At 64.2% G+C, this 25504-nt stretch carries 24 protein-coding genes and 1 tRNA gene; 12 read left to right on the top strand and 13 right to left on the bottom strand.

What is annotated here, in order from left to right:
- Positions 1–5: 5 nt before the first annotated feature.
- Positions 6–764, top strand: coding sequence for a M48 family metallopeptidase (locus U4Y90_RS10935; RefSeq protein WP_321794569.1), 759 nt, complete (start codon positions 6–8; stop codon positions 762–764).
- A 58-nt stretch (positions 765–822) separates the two neighbouring features.
- Here U4Y90_RS10935 and U4Y90_RS10930 read toward each other — a convergent pair whose 3' ends face one another.
- From U4Y90_RS10930 to cysS, 7 genes are all read right to left on the bottom strand, one after another.
- A complete protein-coding gene (locus tag U4Y90_RS10930; protein WP_321794568.1) occupies positions 823–1374 on the bottom strand; it encodes a porin family protein in 552 nt (183 codons plus the stop codon).
- 301 nt (positions 1375–1675) lie between these two features.
- Positions 1676–1768 (bottom strand) — tRNA-Ser (locus U4Y90_RS10925).
- Between the two features lie 185 nt (positions 1769–1953).
- Positions 1954–3204, bottom strand: coding sequence for an aspartate kinase (locus U4Y90_RS10920; RefSeq protein ID WP_321794567.1), 1251 nt, complete (start codon positions 3202–3204; stop codon positions 1954–1956).
- Positions 3205–3529: 325 nt separating this feature from the next.
- Positions 3530–4957: a tRNA lysidine(34) synthetase TilS gene (gene tilS / locus U4Y90_RS10915; protein WP_321794566.1), complete on the bottom strand. Its 1428-nt coding sequence runs from the start codon at positions 4955–4957 to the stop codon at positions 3530–3532.
- Between the two features lie 38 nt (positions 4958–4995).
- Positions 4996–5967: an acetyl-CoA carboxylase carboxyltransferase subunit alpha gene (locus U4Y90_RS10910; protein WP_321794565.1), complete on the bottom strand. Its 972-nt coding sequence runs from the start codon at positions 5965–5967 to the stop codon at positions 4996–4998.
- Positions 5968–6107: 140 nt separating this feature from the next.
- Positions 6108–7154 (bottom strand): DNA repair protein, encoded by a 1047-nt coding sequence (locus U4Y90_RS10905; RefSeq protein ID WP_321794564.1) that lies wholly within the window; start codon positions 7152–7154, stop codon positions 6108–6110.
- A gap of 47 nt (positions 7155–7201) precedes the next feature.
- A complete protein-coding gene (gene cysS, locus U4Y90_RS10900) occupies positions 7202–8599 on the bottom strand; it encodes a cysteine--tRNA ligase (protein WP_321794563.1) in 1398 nt (465 codons plus the stop codon).
- Positions 8600–9062: 463 nt separating this feature from the next.
- Between cysS and U4Y90_RS10895 the strand changes: the two genes are divergently transcribed.
- The 4 genes from U4Y90_RS10895 to U4Y90_RS10880 all read left to right on the top strand — a co-directional run bounded on the left by U4Y90_RS10895 (position 9063) and on the right by U4Y90_RS10880 (position 11851).
- Positions 9063–9836 (top strand): tetratricopeptide repeat protein, encoded by a 774-nt coding sequence (locus U4Y90_RS10895; protein WP_415749323.1) that lies wholly within the window; start codon positions 9063–9065, stop codon positions 9834–9836.
- Between the two features lie 55 nt (positions 9837–9891).
- Positions 9892–10473, top strand: coding sequence for a peptidylprolyl isomerase (locus U4Y90_RS10890; protein ID WP_321794562.1), 582 nt, complete (start codon positions 9892–9894; stop codon positions 10471–10473).
- A gap of 72 nt (positions 10474–10545) precedes the next feature.
- Positions 10546–11037 (top strand): peptidylprolyl isomerase, encoded by a 492-nt coding sequence (locus tag U4Y90_RS10885; RefSeq protein WP_321794561.1) that lies wholly within the window; start codon positions 10546–10548, stop codon positions 11035–11037.
- Between the two features lie 13 nt (positions 11038–11050).
- Positions 11051–11851: a UDP-2,3-diacylglucosamine diphosphatase gene (locus U4Y90_RS10880; RefSeq protein ID WP_321794560.1), complete on the top strand. Its 801-nt coding sequence runs from the start codon at positions 11051–11053 to the stop codon at positions 11849–11851.
- Here U4Y90_RS10880 and cysE read toward each other — a convergent pair.
- The 3 genes from cysE to U4Y90_RS10865 all read right to left on the bottom strand — a co-directional run bounded on the left by cysE (position 11848) and on the right by U4Y90_RS10865 (position 13828).
- Positions 11848–12645: a serine O-acetyltransferase gene (cysE, locus tag U4Y90_RS10875; RefSeq protein ID WP_321794559.1), complete on the bottom strand. Its 798-nt coding sequence runs from the start codon at positions 12643–12645 to the stop codon at positions 11848–11850. The genes U4Y90_RS10880 and cysE overlap by 4 nt on opposite strands.
- Before the next feature lie 151 nt (positions 12646–12796).
- Entirely contained in the window at positions 12797–13567 is a 771-nt protein-coding gene (locus U4Y90_RS10870) for an RNA methyltransferase (RefSeq protein ID WP_321794558.1), read from the bottom strand.
- Positions 13568–13696: 129 nt separating this feature from the next.
- Positions 13697–13828 (bottom strand): hypothetical protein, encoded by a 132-nt coding sequence (locus tag U4Y90_RS10865; protein ID WP_321794557.1) that lies wholly within the window; start codon positions 13826–13828, stop codon positions 13697–13699.
- On the opposite strand from U4Y90_RS10865, the gene U4Y90_RS10860 reads away from it, so the two are divergent.
- The 5 genes from U4Y90_RS10860 (at position 13827) to U4Y90_RS10840 (ending at position 20909) form a co-directional block, all read left to right on the top strand.
- A complete protein-coding gene (locus tag U4Y90_RS10860) occupies positions 13827–14630 on the top strand; it encodes an inositol monophosphatase family protein (protein WP_321794556.1) in 804 nt (267 codons plus the stop codon). The genes U4Y90_RS10865 and U4Y90_RS10860 overlap by 2 nt on opposite strands.
- A 183-nt stretch (positions 14631–14813) precedes the next feature.
- The gene (gene lplT, locus U4Y90_RS10855; protein ID WP_321794555.1) at positions 14814–16112 is read left to right on the top strand and encodes a lysophospholipid transporter LplT; all 1299 of its coding nucleotides are present in this window, start codon (positions 14814–14816) and stop codon (positions 16110–16112) included.
- A gap of 199 nt (positions 16113–16311) precedes the next feature.
- Positions 16312–16680 carry a glycine zipper domain-containing protein gene (locus U4Y90_RS10850; RefSeq protein ID WP_321794554.1) on the top strand — a complete coding sequence of 123 codons (369 nt, stop codon included), beginning with the start codon at positions 16312–16314 and terminating at the stop codon, positions 16678–16680.
- A 226-nt stretch (positions 16681–16906) separates the two neighbouring features.
- On the top strand, positions 16907–19612 hold the full coding sequence (mutS, locus tag U4Y90_RS10845) for a DNA mismatch repair protein MutS (protein ID WP_321794553.1): 2706 nt from the start codon (positions 16907–16909) through the stop codon (positions 19610–19612).
- A complete protein-coding gene (locus U4Y90_RS10840; protein ID WP_321794552.1) occupies positions 19599–20909 on the top strand; it encodes a hypothetical protein in 1311 nt (436 codons plus the stop codon). The genes mutS and U4Y90_RS10840 overlap by 14 nt, the downstream gene beginning before the upstream one ends.
- A 47-nt stretch (positions 20910–20956) precedes the next feature.
- Here U4Y90_RS10840 and U4Y90_RS10835 read toward each other — a convergent pair whose 3' ends face one another.
- Positions 20957–21508, bottom strand: coding sequence for a peptidylprolyl isomerase (locus U4Y90_RS10835; protein ID WP_321794551.1), 552 nt, complete (start codon positions 21506–21508; stop codon positions 20957–20959).
- A gap of 33 nt (positions 21509–21541) precedes the next feature.
- Here U4Y90_RS10835 and U4Y90_RS10830 point away from each other — a divergent pair, with 33 nt between their 5' ends.
- Complete coding sequence (locus U4Y90_RS10830) at positions 21542–22780, top strand: cupin domain-containing protein (RefSeq protein ID WP_321794550.1); 1239 nt, start codon at positions 21542–21544, stop codon at positions 22778–22780.
- A gap of 268 nt (positions 22781–23048) precedes the next feature.
- Positions 23049–23315, top strand: coding sequence for a hypothetical protein (locus U4Y90_RS10825; protein ID WP_321794549.1), 267 nt, complete (start codon positions 23049–23051; stop codon positions 23313–23315).
- Between the two features lie 116 nt (positions 23316–23431).
- On the opposite strand, the gene U4Y90_RS10820 is transcribed toward U4Y90_RS10825, so the two are convergent.
- A complete protein-coding gene (locus U4Y90_RS10820) occupies positions 23432–24205 on the bottom strand; it encodes an MBL fold metallo-hydrolase (protein ID WP_321794548.1) in 774 nt (257 codons plus the stop codon).
- A gap of 19 nt (positions 24206–24224) precedes the next feature.
- The gene (gene bamC, locus U4Y90_RS10815) at positions 24225–25367 is read right to left on the bottom strand and encodes an outer membrane protein assembly factor BamC (RefSeq protein ID WP_321794547.1); all 1143 of its coding nucleotides are present in this window, start codon (positions 25365–25367) and stop codon (positions 24225–24227) included.
- Between the last annotated feature and the right edge of the window lie 137 nt (positions 25368–25504).

The following is a 25504-nucleotide window of genomic DNA, read 5'->3' as shown; positions in this document are numbered from 1 at the left end:
AAACTATGACGATCTTCCGCATCGCGCTGGCGGCTTCCGCCGTGGTCACACTTGCGTCGTGCAGCAGCATGGGAAGCATGGATCCGACGCAACTTATGCAGTCCGGGCAACTGGCGACCCAGGCGCTCTCGCTCAGCGATTCCGACGTCCGCACGCTGTCCGACAAGTCGTGCGCCGAACTCGACAAGGAAAACCAGATCGCGCCGGCCAACAGTCCGTACACGCAGCGCCTGAACAAGATTTCGAAGCAGCTCGGCGACAACATCAACGGCGTGCCCGTCAACTACAAGGTTTATCTGACGAAGGACGTCAACGCGTGGGCGATGGCGAACGGCTGCGTGCGTGTCTACAGCGGCCTCATGGACCTGATGAACGACGACGAAGTGCGCGGCGTCGTCGGCCACGAAATGGGCCACGTCGCGCTCGGGCACACCAAAAAGGCGATGCAGGTCGCCTACGCAACATCGGCGGCGCGCACGGTGGCGTCGTCGGCGGGTGGCGTAGTCGGAAGCTTGTCGGGGTCGCAGATCGGCGATCTGTCGGAAAAGTTCGTCAACGCGCAGTTCTCGCAATCGCAGGAAACGGCCGCCGACGATTACTCGTTCGACACGCAGAAGAAGAAAGGCTACGACCCGAAGGGTCTCGTCACCGCGTTCCAGAAACTCGCGACCATCGACGGCGGCAAGTCGAGCATGCTGAGCTCGCATCCGGCGTCGCCGGCGCGCGCGAAGCATATCGAGGATCGGATCGCGTCGGGAAAGTGACGCCGGCCTGAGCGCGATGCGCGGGCGTCGGAACGCCCGCGCATCGGCGCGAGAAGAATCAGAAGAAGTAGTAATGCACGCCCACGGTCAGGCTGTCGTTGCGACGATGGCCGCCCTGGTAGCTCGCCGAATCGCCGGTGTACTCGCCGGCCACGCTCCAGTTCTTCGCGAACTTGTATTCGACGCCGCCGCCGTAATGCAGACGCGCATCGGGCCACGTGCCCGTGAAGCCGACGCGTGCGTACGGCATGATGTTCCCGTTGACGGGGATGCCGATCTTCAGGTCGATGCCGCCGTCCTTCTTGGTCGTCGAGCCGCCATGGAAATCCATGAAACCTTCGACACCGACCACGAAACGGTCGACGTCATAGTTCACGCCGGCCACGATGCCGGGAAAGAAGGTCGTATGCGTGGATTTCGGATTCGGACCCGTGATGTCCGACCAGTTGACGCCGAACTTGGCGCCCACATAGGGACCTGCGAACTGGCTATGCGGACCTTGTACACCCATCAATTTGAGAAGCGTCGGATCGAGCGCTTCCGAATGCGCCTGCGCAGTGCAAAACAACGTCAAAAGCGCCGGAGCAATGAACTTCCTGAGACTTGCCATAACTGAACTGAACCGTGAGAAGTCATTGCCCGAAGGCGCCGGCGCAACCGTGCAACGACTGTAAATCGGGACAACGAACACTTGCGTTGCGTTGCTCTCTGCTTGCGCACAGGCAAGCAAACCGCGAGATTAGTGATCTACGGTCATCATCGAAATCGGGAATGTCTTAAAGAGAAGTTGCCTTTTGTCACGGACACTTCGTGCAGGATGACGAATTAATGCACGATCACGTGGGCAAATTTGAACGCCAAAAGAAAAAGCCCCGCAAGTTTTTAACCTTGCGGGGCCTTTCTACGACAACTGGCGGAGACGGAGGGATTCGAACCCTCGATCCAGTTTTTAGCCAGATGCTCCCTTAGCAGGGGAGTGCCTTCGACCTCTCGGCCACGTCTCCCAAACTTTTCGTTGCACCGGGAGTGCAGTGCAACGAGATCGAGATAATAGCCTGTTCGCAGGCTCGGGTCAAATTCACATGACGATTTTTTTCAAAACAGCCAATATGGAATCACCTGCTTCGCGATCCGCAACGGTGCGAAGGACGTGAACTCGTCCGCGAGCCTTCGCATCCGCGTCACGAACTTACGCGCGATCCAGCTCGAACGCCTTGTGCAGCGCGCGCACGGCGAGCTCGGTGTACTTCTCGTCGATCAGCACCGAGATCTTGATTTCGGACGTCGAGATCATCTGGATGTTGATGCCCTCTTCCGACAGCGTGCGGAACATCGTGCTCGCGATGCCCACGTGCGAACGCATGCCGACGCCCACCACCGACACCTTCGACACCTTCGGGTCGCCCAGCACGGTTTCGGCCTGAACGTGACCCTTCACCTGGTTATTCAGGATTTCGAGCGCGCGCTGGTAGTCGCCGCGGCCGACCGTGAACGTGAAATCGGTCTTGCCGTTCACGCTCTGGTTCTGGATGATCATGTCGATGTCGATGTTCGCATCGGCGACCGGCCCGAGAATCTGATACGCGACGCCCGGCTTGTCGGGCACGCCCATGACCGCGATGCGCGCTTCGTCGCGCTGGAACGCGATGCCAGAAATCACTGCTTTTTCCATGTTCTCGTCTTCTTCAAAAGTAATCAGGGTGCCGGAGTGCATCTCGTCGGCGAGCGGCATCAGCGGATCGGTCAGGCTCGAGAGCACGCGCGTCTTCACCTGATACTTGCCCGCAAACTCGACCGAGCGAATCTGCAGCACCTTCGAGCCGAGGCTCGCCATTTCCAGCATTTCCTCGAAGGTCACGCGATCGAGCCGGCGCGCTTCTTCGACGACGCGCGGGTCGGTCGTGTAGACGCCGTCGACGTCCGTATAGATCAGGCACTCGTCTGCCTTCATCGCCGCCGCGATCGCAACCGCCGACGTATCCGAGCCGCCGCGTCCGAGCGTCGCGATATGGCCTTCCGGATCGACACCCTGAAAGCCCGTGATGACCACGACCCTGCCCGCGTCGAGGTCCTTCAGCACGCGCTCGCCGTCGATCTCGCTGATGCGCGCCTTCGTGAACGCGCTGTCCGTCTTGATCGGCACTTGCCAGCCGGCATAACTGACGGCTTCGAGGCCTTCGGCGTGCAGCGCGATGGCCAGGAGGCCCACGCTCACCTGCTCGCCCGTGGAGGCAATCATGTCGAGCTCGCGCGGGTCCGGGTCGGCCTTGATGTCTCTCGCGAGGCCGAGCAGGCGATTGGTTTCGCCGGACATCGCCGAGGGCACGACGACCATCTTGTGGCCGGCCTTGTGCCATTTGGCGACGCGCTTGGCGACGTTCTTGATGCGCTCGACCGAGCCCATCGAGGTGCCGCCGTATTTGTGTACGATGAGTGCCATTTGCGTTCTGAACTGGAGGGAAAACCGCGCTTCACGCGCTCAATGCGCAGCGCTAGAGACTCGTGCTCGGTCGCTTCAGGGGATGTCGAAGCCGGCTACGATACGCGGGCGCTGCCGCACGCCCGTCGCGCGCTCGCACAGAGGGTTGTACGCGGCGCACGGATGCGTGGTTGCGGGCGAAATCGAGTCTTTTGAACGGAGATGCCGCGCAAAAACGCGCTTGGGCGAAAACGAGTTACCGTACCCGATCGAGGGTGAAATTACAAGATGAAGCGCCCGTGACGGCGATTTTACCGGCTTCGGCGCAACGTCCGCCGAAGCCGGCCTACGCGAGCAAAAGATCCGGCCGCCACGAAATGCGGCGCAACGGGCCATGCGACGCGTTCGGCGCGGCTTCGCGGTTCACGCCCACATGCGGGACGAAAAGCAGCGCCTCGCCGATGAACAGCAGCGGCACATCGCGCTTCCAGGACGGCACGCCGTGTTCCTGAAACAGGTTCTTGAGGGTGCGGCTCGGCGCCTCGGCCGCGACGCGCATGCGCTCGCCGCCCGCGCGGGAGCGCGCGACGAGCGGCGCGGCGCGCAGCACGCCCTCCCCGACGACGTCCTCAGCGGCAGCATCGACGGGCTCGAACACGAACGAGCCGCGCCATTGCGGCAGACGCCACACTTCATCGCCCTGCCAGTGCAACTCGACCGCCGCCTTGAGCGCGGGCGCGCCTTCGTCGAGATCGGGCGCATCGCCGCTATCGCCCGGTTCCCAGAACAGCAGATTGCGATACACGCGCAGGCAATGCCCGGCATGATCGACGCGCAGCGCGTGGCCATCGCGCGCGCTGGCGGCATCGCGCACCTGGCGCAGCATGTCGGCGATGCGCGCCGTCGATGCCGCCAACAGGCCGCGCGCGCGAATCCAGAAACGCATTGCGTTGATCGCGCGTTCGTCGTCGAGTGTGAGGAATGCATCGAGCGTGAGCGCGCCCTCTTCGTCCGCGCTTTGCAGGCGCGCCAGATCGATCTGCGCGAGCTGGTCCAGAAGCCGCTGCGCCGACGCGGCATGCGAAGCCGTGCGCGCGAGCGCATCGCGGAACCCGGGAAAATGCACCGCGAGCATGGGCAGCACGTCATGGCGCAGCGCGTTGCGTGAATAACGCGTGTCCGCGTTGGATTCGTCGTCGATCCAGTTCAGGTCGCGCTCGTGCGCGTATTGCTCCAGTTGCGCGCGCAGCAATCTCAAAAGCGGGCGCAGACGCGGCACCGCGCCGTCTGCGCGCTGCGGCGCCATCGCGGCGAGGCCCGCGACGCCCGCGCCGCGCAACAGTTGCAGCAACACGGTTTCGGCCTGATCGTCGGCGTGATGCGCGATCAGGAGCGCTGCCGCACCGTGCTCGTCGCAGAGATCGTCGAGGGCACGGTAGCGCGCGTCGCGCGCCGCTGCTTCGAGACTCTCGCCGCCCGCGCGCGCGACATCGACATGACGCGCGGCGTAGCGCACGTCGAGCGACGCCGCGAAGCGCTCGCAATGCGCGGCCCACGCGTTGGCGTTCGGGCTCAGACCATGATGAACGTGCAGCGCGATGACGCGTCGCGCGCCGAAGCAGTGCACGGCGGCATCGAGCAATACGGTGGAGTCGAGCCCGCCGCTCAGCGCGACGGCACACAGCGAATCGGAGGGAAGTTCCGCGTCCGAAACCGCCGCGCGCACCGCCTCGAACACGAGGCGGCCGGCCGGGGTTTCGTTATCGGAAGTCACGAGCTTTCGTGAGGGATGAGATGACGAAGATGACCGGACTACGCGCCCGGCAGCGATTCCTTGAACTTGCCGTAGGCCATCAGCTTGTCGAAACGGCGCTCGCGCAAGTCGTTGACGCTCATGCCCTGGAACTGGCGCAGGGAATCGGCAAGCGCGCGGCGCAGGAACGCGGCCATGCCTTTCGGATCGCGATGCGCGCCGCCGAGCGGCTCGTTCACGATCTTGTCGATGAGGCCGAGCGCCTTCAGGCGATGCGCCGTGAGACCGAGCGCCTCGGCCGCTTCCGGCGCTTTCGCCGCGCTCTTCCAAAGGATCGACGCACAGCCTTCCGGCGAGATGACCGAGTAAGTGGAGAACTGCAGCATCATCACGGTGTCGGCGACGGCGATCGCGAGCGCGCCGCCGGAACCGCCTTCGCCGATGATCGTCGTGATGATCGGCGTCTTGAGCTCGGCCATCACGTACAGATTGCGGCCGATGGCCTCGGACTGCCCACGCTCTTCCGCGCCGATGCCCGGATACGCGCCCGGCGTATCGACAAAGGTGAAAATCGGCAAGCCGAATTTCTCGGCGGTACGCATCAGACGCTCGGCCTTGCGATAGCCTTCAGGACGCGGCATGCCGAAGTTGCGCAGCGCGCGCTCCTTCGTGTCGCGGCCCTTCTGATGGCCGATCACCATGCACGGCTGGCCGTTGAAGCGCGCAAAGCCGCCGACGATCGCGAGGTCGTCGGCGAACGCGCGGTCGCCATGCAATTCGTGGAAATCGGTGAAAAGCTCGCTCACATAGTCGAGCGTGTACGGACGCTGCGGGTGACGCGCGATTTGCGATACCTGCCACGGCGACAGATTCGCGTAGAGATCTTTCGTGAGCTGCTGGCTCTTCTTCGACAGCCGCTCGATTTCTTCCGAAATATCGACAGCGGAATCGTCCTGAACGAAGCGGAGTTCTTCGATCTTCGCTTCGAGTTCAGCGATCGGCTGCTCGAAATCCAGAAACGTGGTCTTCATGTGTTCGAGTCCTAGGAACATCGGGCAGCGCGTATTCTAACCGCGTCCGTCCCTCAAAAATTCGCGCGGGAACTATCGATTATAAGACAACGATAGCTCGCGCTTGCGCGTCTGAGATGCGCGCCCCGCGCGCGTGCATTCTAGTGATCCGCCGGAATCGGATTGAGACTGCGCCACATATACCAGGTCGCCACCGTGCGCCACGGCTCCCAGTTGGCCGCCACTTCGCGTGCCTCGCTGCGCGTCACGGGCTCCCCGCTGAAATAGTTGACGCTGATCGCCTGAATCAGGCCGAGATCGTCGAGCGGCAAAACGTCCGGGCGCGACAGATTGAAGATGAGGAACATCTCCGCGGTCCATCGGCCGATGCCGCGAATCTGCGTGAGCTCGGCGATCACGGCTTCGTCGTCCATCGACGTCCATGCGTCGACATGCAGCGCACCCGATTCGAAATGCTGCGCGAGATCGAGAATGTACTCGGCCTTGCGTTTGGACAAGCCACACGCCTGCAGCTTCTCATGGCCGAGCTTGATGAAGTGCGCGGGGTGGACTTCCGGGCATGCGCCCTTCACGCGTTCCCAGATTGCCTGCGCCGCCTTCACCGAGATCTGCTGACCGGCAACCGAGCGCGCGAGTGTCGAGAACGGATCGCCGAGATTGACGAGATGAATCTCGCCGAACTTGGGGATCAGCTTCTTCAGTATGCGATCGCGTTTCATGAGATCCGCGCACGCGCGATCCCAGTAGTCGGGACGAGCGACTTCACGCGTGAGACCGCCGATCTGCACCGGCACCGCGGCGTCGGACGTGACGACGCGCGACTTGCGCACGACCTCGCCACGTTCCGCGACGAGCGCCTGCGCGCTCGCGCCATCGCCGCCGACCGCGCGACCGTTGCCCTTCGGTGGCGACGCTTCGGCTTCTTCCGTGCCCGCCTTCGATGTCCGCGCGACGCCGTTCAGACGTGCAGCCGCCTCGGGCTTCGTCGCCTTGAGCACGGCGCTTCTGGCCGGCTTTGCGCCGACACCGGCACGCTTGACCGCCGCTTTGCGGCCGCCCGTTGCACCTGCGCCATCGATCTTCTGCGTGGTCTCTTTCGTTTGTGCGCTGCGCGTGCGCTTCGTTGCGCCCGACGCATCGCTGACAGACGCGGGTCGCTTGACCGGCGCCTTCCTGGCCGTTGCCATCTTGCCTCCTGCCTGGTGAGTCGATCAGAGGGTTCGAATGTCCGCGCTCAAACGCGGCGCCATTCGGTCGACCCACCCGGTTTGTCTTCAAGCGCAATACCGGCTTCGAGCAATTCAGCGCGAATCCGGTCTGCTTCGGCATAGTTCCTCGCCTGCTTCGCGGCGATGCGCTCGGCGATCTTCGCTTCGATCTCCTGCGGCGAGAGCCCCTGCTCCGAGCCCGTGCCGCTCGCCTGCTGCAGGAACGCACGCGGCTCGCGCCCGAGCAGACCGAGCACGCCCGCGAGACCCTTGAGCTGGCGAGCGAGCGCGGCATCGCGCGTACGGTTCACTTCGCTCGCGAGATCGAACAACACCGACACGGCCACCGGCGTGTTGAAGTCGTCGTTCATCGCAGACTGGAAACGCTGCGCGTTCGCTTCGTTCCAGTCAAGTTGCTGATTGTCCGGCTCGACATCCTTCAACGCCGTATATAGGCGCGTCAACGCGTTCTTCGCGTCGTCGATATGCACATCGCTGTAGTTCAGCGGCGACCGATAGTGTGCCCGCGCAATAAAGAAGCGCACGACTTCGGCATCAAATTTTTCAAGCACTTCGCGGATCGTGAAGAAGTTGCCGAGCGACTTCGACATCTTCTCGCTGTCGATCTGCACGAAGCCGTTGTGCATCCAGTAGTTCACGAACTGCTTGCCGGTCGCGCCTTCGCTCTGCGCGATCTCGTTCTCGTGGTGCGGGAACTGCAGATCCATGCCGCCGCCGTGAATGTCGAACTGCTCGCCGAGCAAGGTGCAGCCCATCGCGGAACATTCGATGTGCCAGCCCGGACGCCCGCGCCCCCACTTCGAGTCCCAGCCCGAATCGGCGGGCTCGTCGGCCTTCGCCTGCTTCCACAGCACGAAGTCGAGCGGATCTTCCTTCGCGTCGTTCGCCGCGACGCGCTCGCCCGCGCGCAAGTCTTCGATCGACTTGCCCGAAAGCTTGCCGTAGTCGGCGAACTTGCGGACCGCGTAGTTCACGTCGCCGTCCTTTGCGTGATACGCGTAGCCGTTCGCCTGCAACGTATCGATCATGCCGAGCATCTGCGGGATGAAATCGGTCGCGCGCGGTTCGATATCCGGGCGCGCGACGCCGAGCGCATCCGCGTCTTCATGCATCGCCGTGATGAAACGATGCGTGAGCGACTTGATCGGCTCGCCGTTCTCGACCGCGCGGCGGATGATCTTGTCGTCGATGTCCGTGATGTTGCGCACGTACGTGACCTGATAGCCGAGCGCGCGCAGCCATCGTTGCACGATATCGAACACCACCATCACGCGCGCATGGCCGATGTGACAATAGTCATACACCGTCATTCCGCAGACATACATGCGTACCTCGCCGGCGCGAAGCGGCGTGAAGGGTTGCTTGTCGCGAGCGAGCGTGTTGTAGATGCGCAGCGAGTTCATAGAAGGCGAAGCATGGGCCGGAGTCAACCGTGTGCCGGGGCAGCAGGCGGCGTGATCGATGCGCGCGGGAGCAGAGAGAGACCCACACGCGAGCGCGAACACGACGGTCATGCGACCAGGACGGAGACGGCCACGAGTGGCGAAAGACAGTCGGACGCCGGCGCGAGATGCTCGCCTGGAATAACCAGGCGCACGACACGTGCGCGGGACGTGCAGACCTTTTGTTAGAATGGGTCGGAGTATAACACCGGGACTTGAGCCTATGAAATCTCGAAGCGGCCGCGCGGCGGGCATTGCAAGCCGCGCTCCGGGCCGGGCAGAAAGCCTTGCCGGACAGCGTGCCGCATCGGGCGTTTCTGCTCGTTCTGCAGTGCTCGCGCGCATTCACGTGTTCGGGCGATCTCCGTCTCCTTCGCCGCTTTCGTGGCTTCTTTCGCTGCATCATTCATTGACTCGATTCCAAGTGACTCCAAGCCAGGCGCGCACGCCTCTGCAACTCTCTTGCCGGTTCGTTACCCGTACGCTCGCCATTGCGACGCTCGGCTTGGCCGCCTGCGTCGGCATGTCCGGGGCCGCGCTCGCGCAGACCTCGACCGCCACGCGCGACGACACGCCGCAGATCGATTCGGCCATCGCGGGCAAGGACTGGAACGCCGCGCTCACGCAACTCGATGCGCGCATCGCGAGCAATCCGCGCGACGTGCAGGCGAAGTTCAAGCGCGCCACCGTGCTCGCGCGGCTGAATCGCGACGACCAAGCCATCGCCGCCTTCACCGAGCTCACGCAGGCCTATCCCGAACTGCCGGAACCGTATAACAACCTCGCCGCGCTCTACGCGAAGAAAGGCCGCTACGAGGACGCGCGCGCCGCGCTCGAAACAGCGGTCAAGGCGAACCCCGGCTATGCGCTCGCCTACGACAATCTGGGCGATCTTTATCTGCGTCTCGCGAGCGAGTCGTACAAGCGCGCGCAATCGCTCGGCTCGAAGAGCCCGCTGACCAGCCAGCGCATCACGGCGATTCAGAACATCTACACGCCGCCGAAGAAGCGCGCGGCCGCGGCGGAAGGCGCATCGGGCGCGGCGAGCACGCCGCACGCGGCCGCCGACGAATGGGCGCCCGCGTCCGGCGCCGCTTCGACGTCGACGATGCCCTCGCCCGACCAGTACTCGCCGTTCGGCGGCCCGACCGGCCCGCTGCCGACGACGCCCTACGTCGCGCCGCAAGCGCAGCCTTGAGCACGCGCCCTTCGCGGCCGACTGATTGCATTCACCACACGAGGATCGATCCTTCATGAAATTCCTGATGTTGGCGCTTTCGAGCACTGCCCTGATCGCGAGCGCGCCGGCGTTCGCCCAGCCGAATGCGCAGGCCGCGCACCCCGCCGTGCTCTTCAAGACCACGCAAGGCGACATCAAGGTCGAGCTGTATCCCGAGAAGGCGCCGAAGACGGTCGCGAACTTTCTCGATTACGTGAAGTCCGGTCAGTACAGCGGCACGATCTTCCATCGTGTGATTCCGGGCTTCATGATCCAGGGCGGCGGCTTTAGCACGAGCTTCGCCGAGAAGCCGACGCGCGCGCCGATTCCGCTCGAAAGCAAGAATGGCCTGAAGAACGCCACGGGCACGATCGCGATGGCCCGCACGAGCGACCCGAACTCGGCCACGGCCCAGTTCTTCATCAATACGGTCGATAATGCGGGTCTCGACTATCCGAGCCCGGACGGCAATGGCTATGCGGTGTTCGGCAAGGTCGTCGCGGGCATGGACGTCGTGAAGAAGATCGAAGGCAGCCCGACCACCACGCGCGGCCCGATGCAGGACGTGCCGCAGAAGCCGACCGTGATCGAGTCGGCCACCGTGGTCTCGCAGTAATCCGAAGCGCCTGTCGCTACCCGGCGCGCCTCGCGCCAGGGCTCAATCAAACACAATGGAGAGAACATCATCATGGTCGAACTGCATACGAATCACGGCGTGATCAAGCTGGAACTGGACGCCGAAAAGGCGCCGAAGACGGTCGAGAACTTCCTCAGCTATGTGAAGAAGGGCCACTACGACAACACCGTGTTCCACCGCGTGATCGACGGCTTCATGATTCAGGGCGGCGGCTTCGAGCCGGGCATGAAGCAAAAGCCGACCGACGCGCCGATCAACAACGAAGCCAATAACGGACTCAAGAACGATAACGGCTCGGTCGCGATGGCGCGCACGAACGATCCGCATTCGGCGACCGCACAGTTCTTCATCAACGTGAAGGACAACGACTTCCTGAACCACTCGTCGCCGACGCCGCAAGGCTGGGGCTATACGGTGTTCGGCAAGGTCGTCGAAGGCATGGACGTGGTCGAGAAGATCAAGAAGGTCAAGACCGGCTCGAAGGGCTTCCATCAGGACGTCCCAGTCGACGACGTGGTGATCGAAAAGGCCGTGGTGGTCTGATCCCGGTCGTTGCATGATCGATACGAAGACTTCATTCGATCGCGAAGCAGCGGGCGCAGCGAAAAACGCGCGTCCGCTGTTTTTCATTGCCGATCTGCACCTCTCCGAAGCGATTCCGAAAACCGTCGCCGCCTTCGAGCATTTCATCGAGGTGACGGCGAACGACGCGGACTCCGTGTTCATTCTCGGCGACCTGTTCGAGTTCTGGATCGGCGACGACATTCTCGATGGTCCCGCGACCGACGCGCGCGCCAACTTCGCGCGCCGCATGACGCGCCTCATGCATACGCTCTCCGAGCGCGGCATCGGCCTCTATGTGATGCACGGCAATCGCGATTTCCTGCTGGGCAGGCGCTTCATGAAGGACGCGGGCGCGCTGCCGCTGCCCGATCCGTTCGTCATCACCGCGTTCGGCAAGCGCGTCGTCCTCGCGCACGGAGACGGGCTCTGCACGGCCGATCGCGCGTATCAGGGCTTTCGCAGATTCGCACGCAACAAGCTCGCGCAGCGGCTCTTCCTGGCGCTCCCGCTCGACACGCGCCTCGGGATCGGCCAACGCATGCGCACGAAAAGCGAAGGCGCGCGCGTGACGGGCGTCAAGGCAAAGTACGACGTCACCAGGAAAGCGGTCGCCGAGCTTTTCATCAACAGCCGCACGAATACGCTGATTCACGGCCATACGCATCGCCCCGCGATGCATCGCGAAGTCCAGGGTGTGCGCTGGGTTCTGCCCGACTGGGAACTCGACGCGAACACGCCGCGCGGCGGCTATCTGCGCCTCGACGACGAAGGCGTGCGCGCCCTGCCGCTTTAACGTTCGACCGGCGCGGCGCGCTCTTCCGTCGTCTTGCCGTCCATCGACGTGCACAGACGTTTGAGATCGACGAGCGCGGCGCCATCGACGGCATTGAGCGCTTCCACACGCGCGCCGAGCCGCTCGAGCGCCGCGACGATTTCGTCGATGCGCTGCGTCTGCGTCGACGCGTGATCGATCAGGCCGTGGATCGCGAGCGACACGGGATCGTCCGCGTTCGGCGTGATGCCGTAGGCGCAAAAGGCGTTGCGCGCGGGTTCATCGGACTTCTTCTCGACGGCCGGCAACACGATGCGCGCCGGATTGCCCACCGCGGTGCCGCCCGCCGGCACCGGCTTCACGACGACCGCGTTCGAGCCGATCTTCGCGTCCGCGCCGACCGTGAAACCGCCGAGCACCTTCGCGCCCGCGCCGACAATCACGCCGCGCCCGAGCGTCGGATGGCGCTTCGCGCCGCGCGTGAGCGACGTGCCGCCGAGCGTCACGCCCTGATAGATCGTGCAGTCGTCGCCGATCTCGGCCGTCTCGCCGATCACCACGCCCATGCCGTGATCGATGAACACACGCCGCCCGAGCGTCGCGCCCGGATGGATTTCGATGCCGGTCAGAAAGCGCGCGAACTGCGACACGAAGCGCGCGAGCCAGCGCCACTGCCCGCGCCAGCACGCGTTCGCCACGCGATGCAGGACGATCGCGTGCAGCCCGGGGTAACAGGTGACGACTTCCCAGGCGCTGCGGGCGGCGGGATCGCGCTCGCGAATGGCGGCGATGTCTTCGCGAAGTCGGTCGAACATGGCGATGTCTCTGTAGGGGAGTGAACGCTTTGCACGAATCGCGCAAAGCTTATCTCGGCGTTCGCCGTTTTTCGCCGATTGTAGGACGCGCGCGGCCAGTCCGCCCGATGCCCCCGATGGCAGCGCGGTCGCTGCCAGGACGCACGCCCGTTCAGTGCTTTCCGGATCGAAGCAGGATGTGCTTCGCGATTCCGCGCAGGATGTTCACTTCTTCGCGCTCGAGCCCCGAACGGGCGAACATGCGCCGCACACGCGACATCAGTTTCTTCGGATTGGCCGGGTCGAGGAAATCGAGCGCGACGAGCGCCTCTTCGAGATGCGCGTACATGCCTTCGATTTCATCGCTCGACGCGCTCTGCCCCGCCGATTCGACGATCGCGAGCGGACTCGCGGGCGCCTGAAACGCGAGTCTCAGTTCGTAGGCGAGCACCTGGACGGCCTGCGCGAGATTGAGCGAGCTATAGGCGGGATTGGCCGGAATATGCGCGAGCGCGCTGCAGCGCTCGACGTCCGCGTTGGACAGCCCCGTGCGCTCGTTGCCGAACACGAGCGCGATGTCGCCGTGCCGCACGAATTCGTGCGCGCGCTCGGCAAGCGCACGCGGCGGCATCTGCGGCGGGCCGTACTCGCGCATGCGCGCGGTCAGGGCGACCGACCAGCGCACGCCGACGAGCGCCTCGGCCAGCGTGCCGACGACGTGCGCGGATGCGAGCACGTCATCGGCGCCGGAGGCCATCGCGATGGCTTCGGGCTCGTTCTTGACGTCGGCTACGCGCGGTGCGACGAGGACGAGGCGCGCGAAGCCCATCGTCTTGAGCGCGCGCGCGGCCGCGCCGACGTTGCCCGGATGGCTCGGCTCGACGAGGATGAAGCGTGTTGATGTGAAGCCGCCGGCGGGCGCGGAGAGATCGTTGGGTTCCAAGGCGCGGTTCGTGCTGAAATTGAAAAAGGTGCCAGCCCGATATGCTAACGCGCTTTGCCGAACCGGCGGTAACGCGCGGCCACTTTCGGGTAAAATGACGCCTTCGCGCGCCGCGAGCGGTTCTTGGATTCAGTCGAACCTTCGCGCGAACGCCCCGCTCTTATTCAATTCGTCTTTCGTCGACATAGTCGTTGTCGCCAACTTTTTCGCCTGCGCGCGTTCATCGACGAACGCGTCGGGCGGCCAGAGGATTTCGCTCATGCATCCGATGCTCAATATCGCTGTCAAGGCCGCGCGCCGCGCCGGACAGATCATCAACCGCGCGTCGCTCGATCTGGACCGCGTCCAGGTCAGCAAGAAACAGCACAACGACTTCGTGACGGAAGTCGACAAGGCGTCCGAAGCCGCAATCATCGAGACGCTGCACACCGCCTATCCCGATCACTCGATCCTCGCCGAAGAATCCGGCGAAACGGATCGCGAGTCGGAATTCCAGTGGATCATCGATCCGCTCGACGGCACCACCAACTTCATCCACGGCTTCCCGTACTACTGCGTGTCGATCGCGCTCGCGCACAAGGGCGTCGTGCAGCAGGCGGTCGTCTACGATCCGACGCGCAACGACCTCTTCACCGCATCGCGCGGCCGCGGTGCGTATCTGAACGAACGCCGCATCCGCGTCGGCAAGCTCGATCGCCTGTCGGATGCGCTGATCGGCACGGGCTTCCCGTTCCGCGACGGCCAGGGCCTGAACGGCTACATGCGCCTCTTCAGCGAAATGACGCTGTCGTGCGCCGGCCTGCGCCGTCCGGGCGCGGCGGCGCTCGATCTCGCGAACGTCGCGGCCGGGCGTCTCGACGGCTTCTTCGAGCAGGGTATCCATCCGTGGGACGTGGCGGCCGGCAGCCTGATCGTGACCGAAGCGGGCGGACTCGTCGGCAACTACACCGGCGAATCGGATTTCCTGTTCAAGAATGAAATCGTCGCCGCGAATCCGAAGGTGTACGCGCAGATGATCAAGATTCTCGACATGTACTCGCGCACGCGTCTCACCGGCGAGTAAGCCGCATCGACGGGGCGCGCCTCGCGCCCCTCGCCTTCCCTCCTCTCGCGCCCCGGGCGCGCCGCCTGCTCTGCATCGAATGCAGGGCTCCGTTACAGTGCAAGCTTTGCCCTCGATTCCGCCAGGGCGATGCGCACCTGTCCCCGCCTGCGCCGCGCGTCGCGCCACTCGTCCCGCCCGCTCATGAAGAAAGGCTTCTACACGATCATTGCCGCGCAGTTCGTTTCGTCGCTCGCCGACAATGCGCTCCTGATCGCCGCGATCGCCATGCTCGCCGTCGTGCATTCGGCGCCCTGGGTCACGCCGCTCCTGCAGATCTTCTTCACCGTTTCGTATGTGGTGCTCGCGCCATTCGTCGGTGCATTCGCCGATGCGATCCAGAAGCGCCATGTCATGTTCGTCTCGAATGCGCTCAAGGCGGCCGGCTGCGCGTTGATGATCGCGGGCGTCCATCCGATGATCGCGTACGGCGTCGTCGGCCTGGGCGCGGCCGCCTATTCGCCCGCGAAGTACGGCATTCTCACCGAGCTTCTGCCGCCGCAGAAGCTGATCGCGGCGAACGCGTGGCTCGAATCCGCGACCGTGGGCTCGACGATTCTCGGCACCGTGATCGGCGGCGCGCTCGTGAGTCAGGTTGTCTCGCGCTGGGTCACGCATGCGCATCTGCCGTTCGTGAGCACGGCCGCGCACGCCGCGCTCTTCGCCGTGATGCTGATCTATGCGTCCGCGGCCGTCATCAACGTGTTCATTCCCGACACCGGCGCGCGCTATCCGAACCTCTTGAACGAGCCGACGAAGCTCGTCCACGACTTCTCGCACTGTTTCATGGTGCTGTGGAAAGACAAGCTCGCGCAGATCGCGCTGTGGGTCACGACGCTGCTCTGGGGCGCGGCCGTCACCCTGCAGTTGCTCGTCCTCAAGTGGGCCGATGCGAATCTCGGCCTGTCGCTCTCCAAGGCCGCCGTGCTGCAGGGCGTGACGGGCGTGGGCATCGCGCTCGGCGCGGCGGCGGCATCCGCGTGGATCGTGCTGCGCCAGTCGCTGAGAGTGTTGCCGGTGGGCGTGCTGATCGGCGCGGTGGCGGTCGCGATGGCGTTCTACAACAAGGACCTGTTTCCGGCCGGCGCGGGCGTGCACATCGGTCCGCTGTTCGCGCCGGCGTACATCCTGATGGCATATCCGCTGATGATCGCGCTCGGCGGCTTGTCGGGCTTTTTCATCGTGCCGATGAATGCGATCCTCCAGCATCGCGGCGCGACGCTCCTATCCGCCGGGCATTCGATCGCCGTGCAGAACTTCAACCAGAATCTCGCCGTGCTCGCGATGCTCGGCGCGTACGCGCTGCTTCTGACGACCAACGTGCCGGTGCAGTGGATCATCGTCGTGTTCGGCGTTTTCGTCTGCCTGATGATGGCGCTCGCAATGCGCCGCCACACGCAGAACGAGCGCGAAACGGATCTCGTTGCGCTCGTCGAGGAATGAACCTTGCTCGACGGTGTATTCTGGGTTCATGCCCCGGCGCCGGCTCACGAGGAAGAAAAGGGATGTAACGCGGGCGGCGGGGTCGGGTCGTAACGCTACAAAGGCGCGCCGCGGCCGGTCGCGCCCGAGCCGCACGGCGTATCGCGGTCCGGACCCGGCGCTATTCAGTTCTCGGCAACGTCAATAAAGGAGCAAGGAAATGGGATTGTTCACACGTTCGACGCTCGACAGCAAAATCAATGGCGCAGCCGACCTCGGCCAGCGCGCGGTGCGCGGTGCGAGCGACGCGGTCGATTCGGCCAGCGGCCAGTTGCGCAGTCTGCTCGATGATCTGGAAAGCTCGATCCAGAACGCGAAGGACATCGATGCGGACAAATTGCGCAAGGAGTTGCAATCGAAACTCAAAACCGCGCGTTCGCAGATGAACGGCGCGGGCGGCGCTCTGGCGGGCAGGCTCAACGATGCCGCCGGTTACGCCGACGACTTCGTGCACGACAAGCCGTGGCACACGCTTGGCGCGGTCGCGGGTCTCGCGTTACTGGTCGGTTATCTCGCCGGGCGCGCGTGACGCGTCTCGTAGTCTGTGAAAGCGGATTCCGGAACGGCATTGCGTCCGTTCCGGGGCCGGTCTTCGTCCGCGCAAGCACGTCATTGCGCTAGCCACGTCCCGTTGGCCATTCGGCCGACTCCGCCGTCGTCGCACGACGGGTTAAACTCATACCCTATCGGCTGATTGATGGCCGGCGCACGTCGCGCCCGGCCGTCTGGTCATTCTGGCCTTCATAGCACGCAAGATGGGCAATCAAACGGCAACTCCCGACACCTTCACAGACACAGCCGCGCCGCTCGCGGATCTGTCACAGCACACGCCGATGATGCAGCAGTATCTGCGCATCAAGGCGGAGCATCCCGGCACGCTCGTCTTCTACCGAATGGGCGATTTCTACGAGCTTTTCTTCGACGACGCCGAAAAGGCCGCACGTCTGCTCGATCTCACGCTGACGCAGCGCGGCGCGTCGGGCGGCAATCCGATCCGGATGGCGGGCGTGCCGCATCACGCCTGCGAGCAATATCTCGCGAAGCTCGTGAAACTCGGTGAGTCGGTGGCGATCTGCGAGCAGATCGGCGACCCGGCGACATCGAAGGGACCGGTCGAGCGCAAGGTCGTGCGCGTGGTCACGCCGGGCACGCTGACCGACGCCGCCCTGCTCTCCGACAAGAGCGACGTCTATCTGCTGGCGCTGTGCCCCGCGCACAACCGCCGCGGCGTGGTGACGAGCGTCGGCCTCGCGTGGCTCAATCTCGCGAGCGGCGCGCTGCGCCTCGCGGAAGTCGCGCCCGGGCAAGTCGGCGCGGCGCTCGAGCGCATTCGACCGGCGGAAACGCTCATTGCCGATTCGATCACCGACGTGCAGGCATCGCTCGGCGTGACGCATCCCGGCGCGACGACGCGCGTTCCGGCGTGGCACTTCGATGTCGGCTCCGGCACGCAGCGTCTGCGCGAGCAACTCGATGTCGCGAGCCTGGACGGATTCGGCGCGCAGACGCTCACCTGCGCGTGCGGCGCGGCCGGCGCGCTGCTGCTCTACGCCGCCGCCACGCAAGGCCAGCAGTTGCGCCACGTGCGCAGCCTGAAGGTCGAATACGAATCGGAGTACATCGGGCTCGACCCCGCCACACGGCGCAATCTCGAACTCACCGAGACGCTGCGCGGCACCGAATCGCCGACGCTCTTCTCGCTGCTCGACACCTGCTGCACGACGATGGGCAGCCGCCTGTTGCGCCACTGGCTGCATCATCCGCCGCGCGATGCATCGATCGCGCAGGCGCGCCACCAAGCGATCGGCGCATTACTCGACGCGCCCGCGAGCGGCGGCCTCGACACGCTGCGCGGCGCACTGCGCAAGATCTCGGACATCGAGCGCATCACGGGGCGTCTCGCGTTGCTGTCGGCGCGGCCACGCGATCTGTCGAGCCTGCGCGACACCTTCGCCGCGCTGCCCGATCTGCGCGCGCTCGCCGCCGCCGTGGCCGCGCACACGCCGGCGCTCGAACGCATCGACGTCGCGCTGGAGCCGCCACACGAGTGCCTCGATCTGCTGACGAATGCCATCGCGACGGAGCCGGCCGCGCTGATTCGCGACGGCGGCGTGATCGCGCGCGGCTACGATCCCGATCTCGACGAGTTGCGCGATATTTCGGAGAACTGCGATCAATTTCTGATCGATCTCGAAGCGCGCGAGCGCGCGCGCACCGGCATCGCGAATCTGCGTGTCGAGTACAACAAGGTGCACGGCTTTTACATCGAGGTCACGCGCGGGCAGACCGACAAGGTGCCCGACGACTATCGCCGCCGTCAGACGCTGAAGAACGCCGAGCGCTACATCACGCCGGAGCTGAAGGCGTTCGAAGACAAGGCGCTCTCCGCGCAGGAGCGCGCGCTCGCCCGTGAACGCGCGCTTTACGACGCGCTGCTGCAAAACCTGTTGCCCTTCATCGCGGACTGCCAGCGCGTCGCCAGCGCACTCGCGGAACTCGATCTCCTGTGCGCCTTCGCCGAACGCGCCCGCGCGCTCGACTGGGTCGCGCCGGAATTCACGTCCGACACGGGCATCGACATCGAACAGGGACGGCATCCGGTCGTCGAGGCGCAGGTCGAGCAGTTCATCGCCAACGACTGTTGTCTTAGCCAGGACCGCAAGCTCCTGCTCATCACCGGCCCGAACATGGGCGGTAAGTCCACCTTCATGCGTCAGACCGCGCTGATCGCGCTGATGGCCCATGTCGGCAGTTACGTTCCCGCCAGACGCGCGCGTTTCGGCGCGCTCGATCGCATCTTCACGCGCATCGGCGCGGCCGACGATCTCGCGGGCGGCCGCTCGACCTTCATGGTCGAGATGACCGAGGCAGCGGCGATTCTCAACGACGCGAGCGCATCGAGCCTCGTGCTGATGGACGAAATCGGACGCGGCACATCGACCTTCGACGGCCTCGCGCTCGCGTGGGCGATCGCGCGGCATCTGCTCACGCACAACGGCTGCTACACGCTCTTCGCGACCCACTACTTCGAGCTCACGCAGTTGCCCGCGGAGTTCGCGCAGGCGGCGAACGTGCATCTGTCGGCGGTCGAGCACGATCACGGCATCGTGTTCCTGCACGCGGTCAGCGAGGGCCCGGCGAATCAGAGTTACGGTCTGCAGGTCGCGCAACTCGCCGGCGTGCCCGGTGCGGTGATTCGCGCGGCGCGCAAGCATCTCGTGCATCTGGAGCAGCAGTCGATCAGCCAGCCTGCCGCGCAATTCGATCTGTTCGCGAGCCAGCCCTATGCGCCGTACGGAGACGATGCCCCTCACGACGATGAAACGGTGGAAGCACCGGAGCATCCTGTGATGGAGAGGCTGCGCGCGCTCGATCCGAACGATCTGCGTCCGCGCGATGCGCTCGATCTGCTCTACGAACTGCATGAACTGGCGAAGCGTGCGCCGGATGACTCGCGTTGAGCGTGCCGCTCCTCGCATCGAGCGTGCTGCCGCGGCACGCCTGACGAGCGCCCTGGCGATCGCGGCCGCGCTCGCGTGCGGCGCGATCGCGCAGGCGCGCGCCGAAGGCAACGCGCCGCTCGGTTTCGCCGTGATCTCCGACGCACTGTCCCGCCCCGCCGACGAAGCGCCCGTGCGCCGCATGCTCGAAGCGATCGGCCGCGACGGCGGCATCGAATTCATCGTGTACGACGGCAATTTCAAGGGCGCAGCCGAGCCGTGCCGCGACAGCATCTATCAGGCGCGACACGACTTGCTGGACGCGTCGCGCACGCCGCTCGTGCTGCTGCTCGGCCAGCACGACTGGGCCGATTGCGGCCTCGCGCACGCGGGCGCTTACGATCCGGTCGAACGGCTCGACTTCATCCGGCAACTCTTCTTCGTCGATGCCGGCGCGCTCGGACAAAGCCCGCTCACGCTCTCGCGCGAAAGCGATGTCGCGCGCTTTCGCACGTTCCGCGAAATCGTGCGCTGGCAGTCGCAAGGCATTGCATTCATCGGACTGAACGTCCCCGGTCCGAACAATCACTATCTGACCGCGGGCGGACGCAACGGCGAGTTCGAGGATCGCGCCGTCGCGACGACCTTCTGGCTCGAACACGCGGCGGAATCGGCGCGACGTACCGAGATGCGCGCCCTCGTCATCATGCTGCAGGCCGATCCGGACTTTTCGCGCTATGAACGACGCGAACGCTTCGCGTGGCTGCGCTTCTCGCGGACGAATCAGCCGCGCGATGGCTTCCTCGAACTGAAGCGCAGTCTCGTGAAGGTGGCCGAGATCTTTCGCGGGCCCGTCATCGTGATTCACGGCACGGACGCGCCCGAGCCGAACGGCTTTCACATCGATCAACCCTTGCGCAACGACAAGGGTTTGATCGTCACGAATCTCACGCGCGTCGCGATCGCGTTCAAAAAGCCGCAATCGCAGTGGCTCGAAGTACAAAGCGACGCACAGTGGCATCCGCCGTTTCGACTGCGCCTGCGTGACGTGAAGGACGCGCGCGCTCGCGAGCCGAACGCGCCGCAGCCCGAGACGCCCGCCGCGCCGTCCTCCGCGCCCTATCCCGTGCCTCAGCCCACGATGCCCGCATCGGTGCCGCCCGCCCTGCCGCGCAACGATCTGCCGGAGTCGCTGCCCGCGCCGCCGTCGATGCCGCTGCCGGCGTCCGACCTGCCGCCGATCCTCACGCCGCCGCAATCCTTGCCGCCGATCTATCCGGTGCCCGCATCGGGCGTGCAAAACGGAACGCCCGGATAATAAAAAAAGCGCAGCCGAAGCTGCGCTTTTGTCATCGGCCGACGCGCTCAATGCAGCGTCGGGCCTGCGTCCTTGCGGGGCTCGTCGTCATCGTCGTCTTCGTCGTCATCGACGACGTGCAAGCCGTCCGCGCCGTGCGCGTGCTGATGCTCGATCTCGTCGTCCGTCGCCGTGCGCACCTCCTGCACCGACAGCGCGAAACGCAGCGCCATGCCCGCGAGCGGGTGATTGCCGTCCAGCACGACTTTGTCTTCGGCGACATCGGTGACGGTGTAGATGAGCGAGTCGATGTCGTCGTCGCCGTCTTCGGGCGTGCCTTCGAACTGCATGCCGACTTCCAGCGGCTCCGGAAAACGGCTGCGCTCTTCGATCTTCACGAGTTCGGGATCGTACTCGCCGAATGCATCCTGCGGCTCGAGCTGAATGAGCGTTTCATAGCCCGCCTCTTGACCGTCAAGCGCTTCCTCGATCTTGGGGAACGTGCCATCATAGCCGCCGTGCAGATAGACCATCGGCTCGTCGCTCTCCTCGATCAGATTGCCTTGCGCATCCGATAGCTTGTAAGCGACCGAAACGACAGTGTCTTTCGCAATTTTCATTGGATCCTCCAAGATACAAGCCTCGATTATACGATGCCCAAGCGGCCCCAAGACGCAACTCCATCCCCCGTTTCCGGCCTTCCCGAGCAAGCGCGCGCGCCTTTGCCAGACGAACTCACACCGCTGTTGGGCAACCGCACGCCCCGACAGTTCATGCGGCGTTACTGGCAGAAGAAGCCGCTCCTGATCCGGCAGGCAATCCCCGATATCGCCGCGCCGCTCGCGCGCGACGAACTGTTCGAACTCGCCGATCTGGACGATGTCGAGTCGCGGCTCATCACGCATTTTCGCAATGCGTGGAACCTGGAGCACGGCCCGTTCGCACCCGACGAATTGCCTTCGGTCAAGAAGCGCGAGTGGACCCTGCTCGTGCAAGGCGTGAATCTCCATGACGACCGCGCGCACGCGCTGATGAACCGGTTCCGCTTCATTCCGGACGCGCGCCTCGACGACCTGATGATCTCGTACGCGACCGACGGCGGCGGTGTCGGGCCGCACTTCGACTCTTACGACGTGTTTCTGCTTCAGGTCCATGGGAAGCGCCGCTGGCGTATCGGCGCGCAGCGCGATCTTTCGCTAAAACCCGGACTGCCGTTGAAAGTTTTACAGCACTTCGAGCCAGAGCAAGAATGGGTGCTGGAGCCGGGCGATATGCTCTATCTCCCGCCGCATATCGCGCACGATGGCATTGCCGAAGGCGAATGCATGACGGCATCGATCGGCTTTCGCGCGCCCTCTTCCCACGAACTCACGGCGCAGTTCCTCTATCATCTCGCCGAGCGCGCCAGCGATGCGTCTGAAGGCGCTCGCGGAAATGCACGGTATCGCGATCCGGCTCAGGAGCCGGTGGCGAATCCGGCGGCGCTGCCGGCGCTCCTCGTCGAGCGCGTTGGCGCGATCCTTGCGAATGTCGACTGGAACGAAAAAGACATTGCTGCGTTTCTGGGCACTTATCTGAGCGAGCCGAAAGCGAACGTCGTATTCGACTCTCCCGAGCGCGCGCTGAATGAGCAAAAATTCATTGAACGGGCGAAAAAGACCGGCATCAGGCTCGATAGAAAGACCATTTTGCTCTACGACGCGCGGTCTTATTTCGTTAATGGCGAATCGGCGGCGATGTCGTCGAAGCTGAAAAAGTGGCTCCCCGAATTGGCCGATTCCCGGCGTCTGGAGGCGAAACGCTTTGTAACACTTACAGACGAATCGTCAATGACAGCGCTGCTGCACGAATGGTATCGTGCGGGCTGGATTCTGACGGGCGCTTTGCCTTGACAGGCTTGCCTCTACGAGGCTTCCCGGCACCCTGCGGATGCTAGAATTCTGTTGTTCCGCAATATGAAAGTTTGTATGAGAAAGACAACGTATCGTCCCCTGATTTATCGACGGTCGTTACGAAAGTGCCTATAATTTCCGGCCAAGCCGTAGGAAGTCTCACATAAAAAAAGATTGTGAGTCTCCACAGCGGCCCAGGTCGGTGTTGGAGCACACATTACCGGTACTTTGCGCTGTTGCTTACCTTTAACCATAAAAGGACGTGATCATGAAGAAATCCCTCCTCGTAGCATCCCTGTTGGCTGCTGTTGCTCTGGCTGCATGCAACAAGTCTAGCGAAACGGCTGCTCCGAGCGCTGCAAGCGATACGTCGGCGGCTTCGGCTCCGGCTGCTGCTGCTTCGGACGCAAACGCTGCAGCATCGAGCGCAGCAGCTGCTGCAAGCGACGCAGCTTCGGCTGCTGGCGCTGCTGCTGGCGCAGCTTCGGACGCTGCCGCTTCGGCTGCTGCTCCGGCATCGGGCGCAAGCCAGTAAGGCTTGGCGACGACGCAGGCTGCTCGATTCGGCCTGCAAACGAAAAAACCGGCTCTTGGGCCGGTTTTTTCATATCTGCTTCCTGCGCTGATTCTGCTGTCGGGATAACGCCCTATTCAAAGCGTGAGCCAGTCGAACCCTTCCGCCTGGGTCGCGACCACGACGTCGACCGCACACGCGCCCAAGGCAGACGCAAGCGCAGCCTGCGCGAGATGCGGCAGATTGTTTTGCTGGCTCAGATGCGCGGCCACGAGATGGCGCAGCCGGGAACGATCGAGCGACGCGAGAATGGCCGCGGCCGCTTCGTTATTCAGGTGTCCGTGCGTCCCGCCGATGCGCGCCTTGAGCGATGGCGGATAGCGGCTCGCGGCGAGCATGTCGACGTCGTGATTGGATTCGAGCACGAGCGCATCGCAACCGCTCAGCACGCTCGTGATATGCGGCGTAGACACGCCCACATCCGTCAGCACGCCGAGCCGGCAAGCACCGTCGGAGAAAACATATTGCAGAGGCTCGCGCGCGTCGTGCGGCACGGTGTACGGCAACACGCTCAGATCGCCGATCGCGACGCTTTCGTCGCCCCATAGCACGTTCAATTCGACGTCGGCTTCATCGGCGCCGATTGCGCGTGCGGTGCCCCAGCTCATGTGCAGCGGAATAGACCATCGACGCGCCAGCGTCAACGCGCTGCCGATATGGTCCGTATGCTCGTGCGTGATGACGATGGCGTCGAGATCCTCGGCGCGACAGTTCAGACGCGCGAGGCGGCGCTCGACTTCCTTGCCGGAAAATCCGCAGTCGAGCAGCACGCGCGTCGTGGTCGTGCCGCTCGATGCCTCGACGAGCAATGCATTGCCCTCGCTGCCGCTGCCGAGACTGGCGAATCTCACAATGTCTTCAGCATGTCGTTTAGTTCAACTGCGCGTGCAGCAAGGATACGATGCGCTGTGCATCGGACGACGTATCCGGCTGCCCGTTCGCATCGACGACGCCGACTTGCGTGAGCGAATCGGCCTTCGGCTTCACGTTGACGAGAAACTGGCGCGTCGGCTTCGGCGTATTGCTCGAGAAGAGCTTGCCGAAGAGACCTTCCTTTTTCAGCTCCGCCATGGAGTCCGAAAAATGGACGTAATAGATGCCCTTGTCGCGATCGCGATTATCGACCGTGAAGTTGGTGCGATCGAGCGCGAGACCCACGCGCAGCCAGGCGCGATCGAACGGTTCGGCGAGATCGAGCGTGGAGCCGCCCGCGCTCTGATCCACCGCGACCTTCGCGCCCGTCGGACGCGCTTGCGCCATCAACTGCTGCGACTGCGCATCGGTCAGGCCGAACTTCTGCATCAGCTTCGTGAGCACCGCGGCTTCGAGCTGCGGATTGCGCGGACGCGCCTCCCAGCGCGACGAGGTCTTGTCCTGACCCGTCAGCACTTCTTCCATCGCGCTGTGCGTGACGGAGATATCGGTCGAGCCATCGGACGCGCGGTCCACCTGCGTGCGGAACATGTCGCGCGTACCCGACGAGTAGGCGAAGTCGAGCAGCTTGCCCACGCTGTTCCTGAACCAGTCGTTCGGAATGTTCGCGCGGTTCTCTGCCCAGTCGGTCGCCATGATGCCGGTCTGCGGCGCGTCGGTCTTGAGCGTGAAGCCGTTCTCTTCCCAGAACTCCTTCAGCGGCCCCCAGACCTGGTCCGGCGAGCGGCCATCGACGACGAGCCACCGGCGATCGCCGTCGCTTTCGACGTGCATCCCGAACGGATCCTGCGCACTCGGCACGCCGAGCGTCGCATTGCCTGCCGGCGTGACCGAGCGCTCCGCGGCGCCGCCGAGCGCGTTGATCTTCGGCGGCGCGGCATAGCGCTGGCTGATGTCGGCCGTGGTCAGATCGGACGGAACGGCAAGCGAGGGCGCGGTTTCAGCCGCCTTGTAGTTGACGCGATCCGGCGCGAGCCAGTCGTTGAGCGTGTCGCAACCCGCGAGCGCGAAGACCGCGCTGGCGCCGAGCGACAGCACGCTCAGGCGTTTGGCACGAGTAAGAAAGGCGGAACGTTTCATGAGGTCCTTCTTTGCTGCTGATGCGCATTGCCTCGCGCCGATCCCGCTCTAGCCGAGCGGCTCAGCGAGGCCAATGTCGAGGCCAATGAGCGGCGGTTGATAACTGAAGGTGTGGTGCATTTCGATCACTTGCGGCG

Origin of the sequence: Caballeronia sp. J97, from assembly GCF_905220305.1 — a bacterium.
Classification (GTDB): Bacteria; Pseudomonadota; Gammaproteobacteria; order Burkholderiales; family Burkholderiaceae; genus Caballeronia.
The sequence above is the reverse complement of the archived record's forward strand: the minus strand, read 5'-3'. Positions and strand labels throughout refer to the sequence as shown.

Excerpts from the sequence above, each read along its gene's own strand:
- U4Y90_RS10935 (WP_321794569.1), top strand. The coding sequence starts at position 6 with ATGACGATCTTCCGCATCGCGCTGGCGGCTTCCGCCGTGGTCACACTT.
- U4Y90_RS10930 (WP_321794568.1), bottom strand. The coding sequence starts at position 1,374 with ATGGCAAGTCTCAGGAAGTTCATTGCTCCGGCGCTTTTGACGTTGTTT.
- U4Y90_RS10920 (WP_321794567.1), bottom strand. The coding sequence starts at position 3,204 with ATGGCACTCATCGTACACAAATACGGCGGCACCTCGATGGGCTCGGTC.
- U4Y90_RS10910 (WP_321794565.1), bottom strand. The coding sequence starts at position 5,967 with ATGAAGACCACGTTTCTGGATTTCGAGCAGCCGATCGCTGAACTCGAA.
- U4Y90_RS10905 (WP_321794564.1), bottom strand. The coding sequence starts at position 7,154 with ATGGCAACGGCCAGGAAGGCGCCGGTCAAGCGACCCGCGTCTGTCAGC.
- cysS (WP_321794563.1), bottom strand. The coding sequence starts at position 8,599 with ATGAACTCGCTGCGCATCTACAACACGCTCGCTCGCGACAAGCAACCC.
- U4Y90_RS10890 (WP_321794562.1), top strand. The coding sequence starts at position 9,892 with ATGAAATTCCTGATGTTGGCGCTTTCGAGCACTGCCCTGATCGCGAGC.
- U4Y90_RS10885 (WP_321794561.1), top strand. The coding sequence starts at position 10,546 with ATGGTCGAACTGCATACGAATCACGGCGTGATCAAGCTGGAACTGGAC.
- U4Y90_RS10880 (WP_321794560.1), top strand. The coding sequence starts at position 11,051 with ATGATCGATACGAAGACTTCATTCGATCGCGAAGCAGCGGGCGCAGCG.
- cysE (WP_321794559.1), bottom strand. The coding sequence starts at position 12,645 with ATGTTCGACCGACTTCGCGAAGACATCGCCGCCATTCGCGAGCGCGAT.
- U4Y90_RS10860 (WP_321794556.1), top strand. The coding sequence starts at position 13,827 with ATGCATCCGATGCTCAATATCGCTGTCAAGGCCGCGCGCCGCGCCGGA.
- U4Y90_RS10865 (WP_321794557.1), bottom strand. The coding sequence starts at position 13,828 with ATGAGCGAAATCCTCTGGCCGCCCGACGCGTTCGTCGATGAACGCGCG.
- lplT (WP_321794555.1), top strand. The coding sequence starts at position 14,814 with ATGAAGAAAGGCTTCTACACGATCATTGCCGCGCAGTTCGTTTCGTCG.
- U4Y90_RS10850 (WP_321794554.1), top strand. The coding sequence starts at position 16,312 with ATGGGATTGTTCACACGTTCGACGCTCGACAGCAAAATCAATGGCGCA.
- mutS (WP_321794553.1), top strand. The coding sequence starts at position 16,907 with ATGGGCAATCAAACGGCAACTCCCGACACCTTCACAGACACAGCCGCG.
- U4Y90_RS10840 (WP_321794552.1), top strand. The coding sequence starts at position 19,599 with ATGACTCGCGTTGAGCGTGCCGCTCCTCGCATCGAGCGTGCTGCCGCG.
- U4Y90_RS10835 (WP_321794551.1), bottom strand. The coding sequence starts at position 21,508 with ATGAAAATTGCGAAAGACACTGTCGTTTCGGTCGCTTACAAGCTATCG.
- U4Y90_RS10830 (WP_321794550.1), top strand. The coding sequence starts at position 21,542 with ATGCCCAAGCGGCCCCAAGACGCAACTCCATCCCCCGTTTCCGGCCTT.
- U4Y90_RS10825 (WP_321794549.1), top strand. The coding sequence starts at position 23,049 with ATGAAGAAATCCCTCCTCGTAGCATCCCTGTTGGCTGCTGTTGCTCTG.
- bamC (WP_321794547.1), bottom strand. The coding sequence starts at position 25,367 with ATGAAACGTTCCGCCTTTCTTACTCGTGCCAAACGCCTGAGCGTGCTG.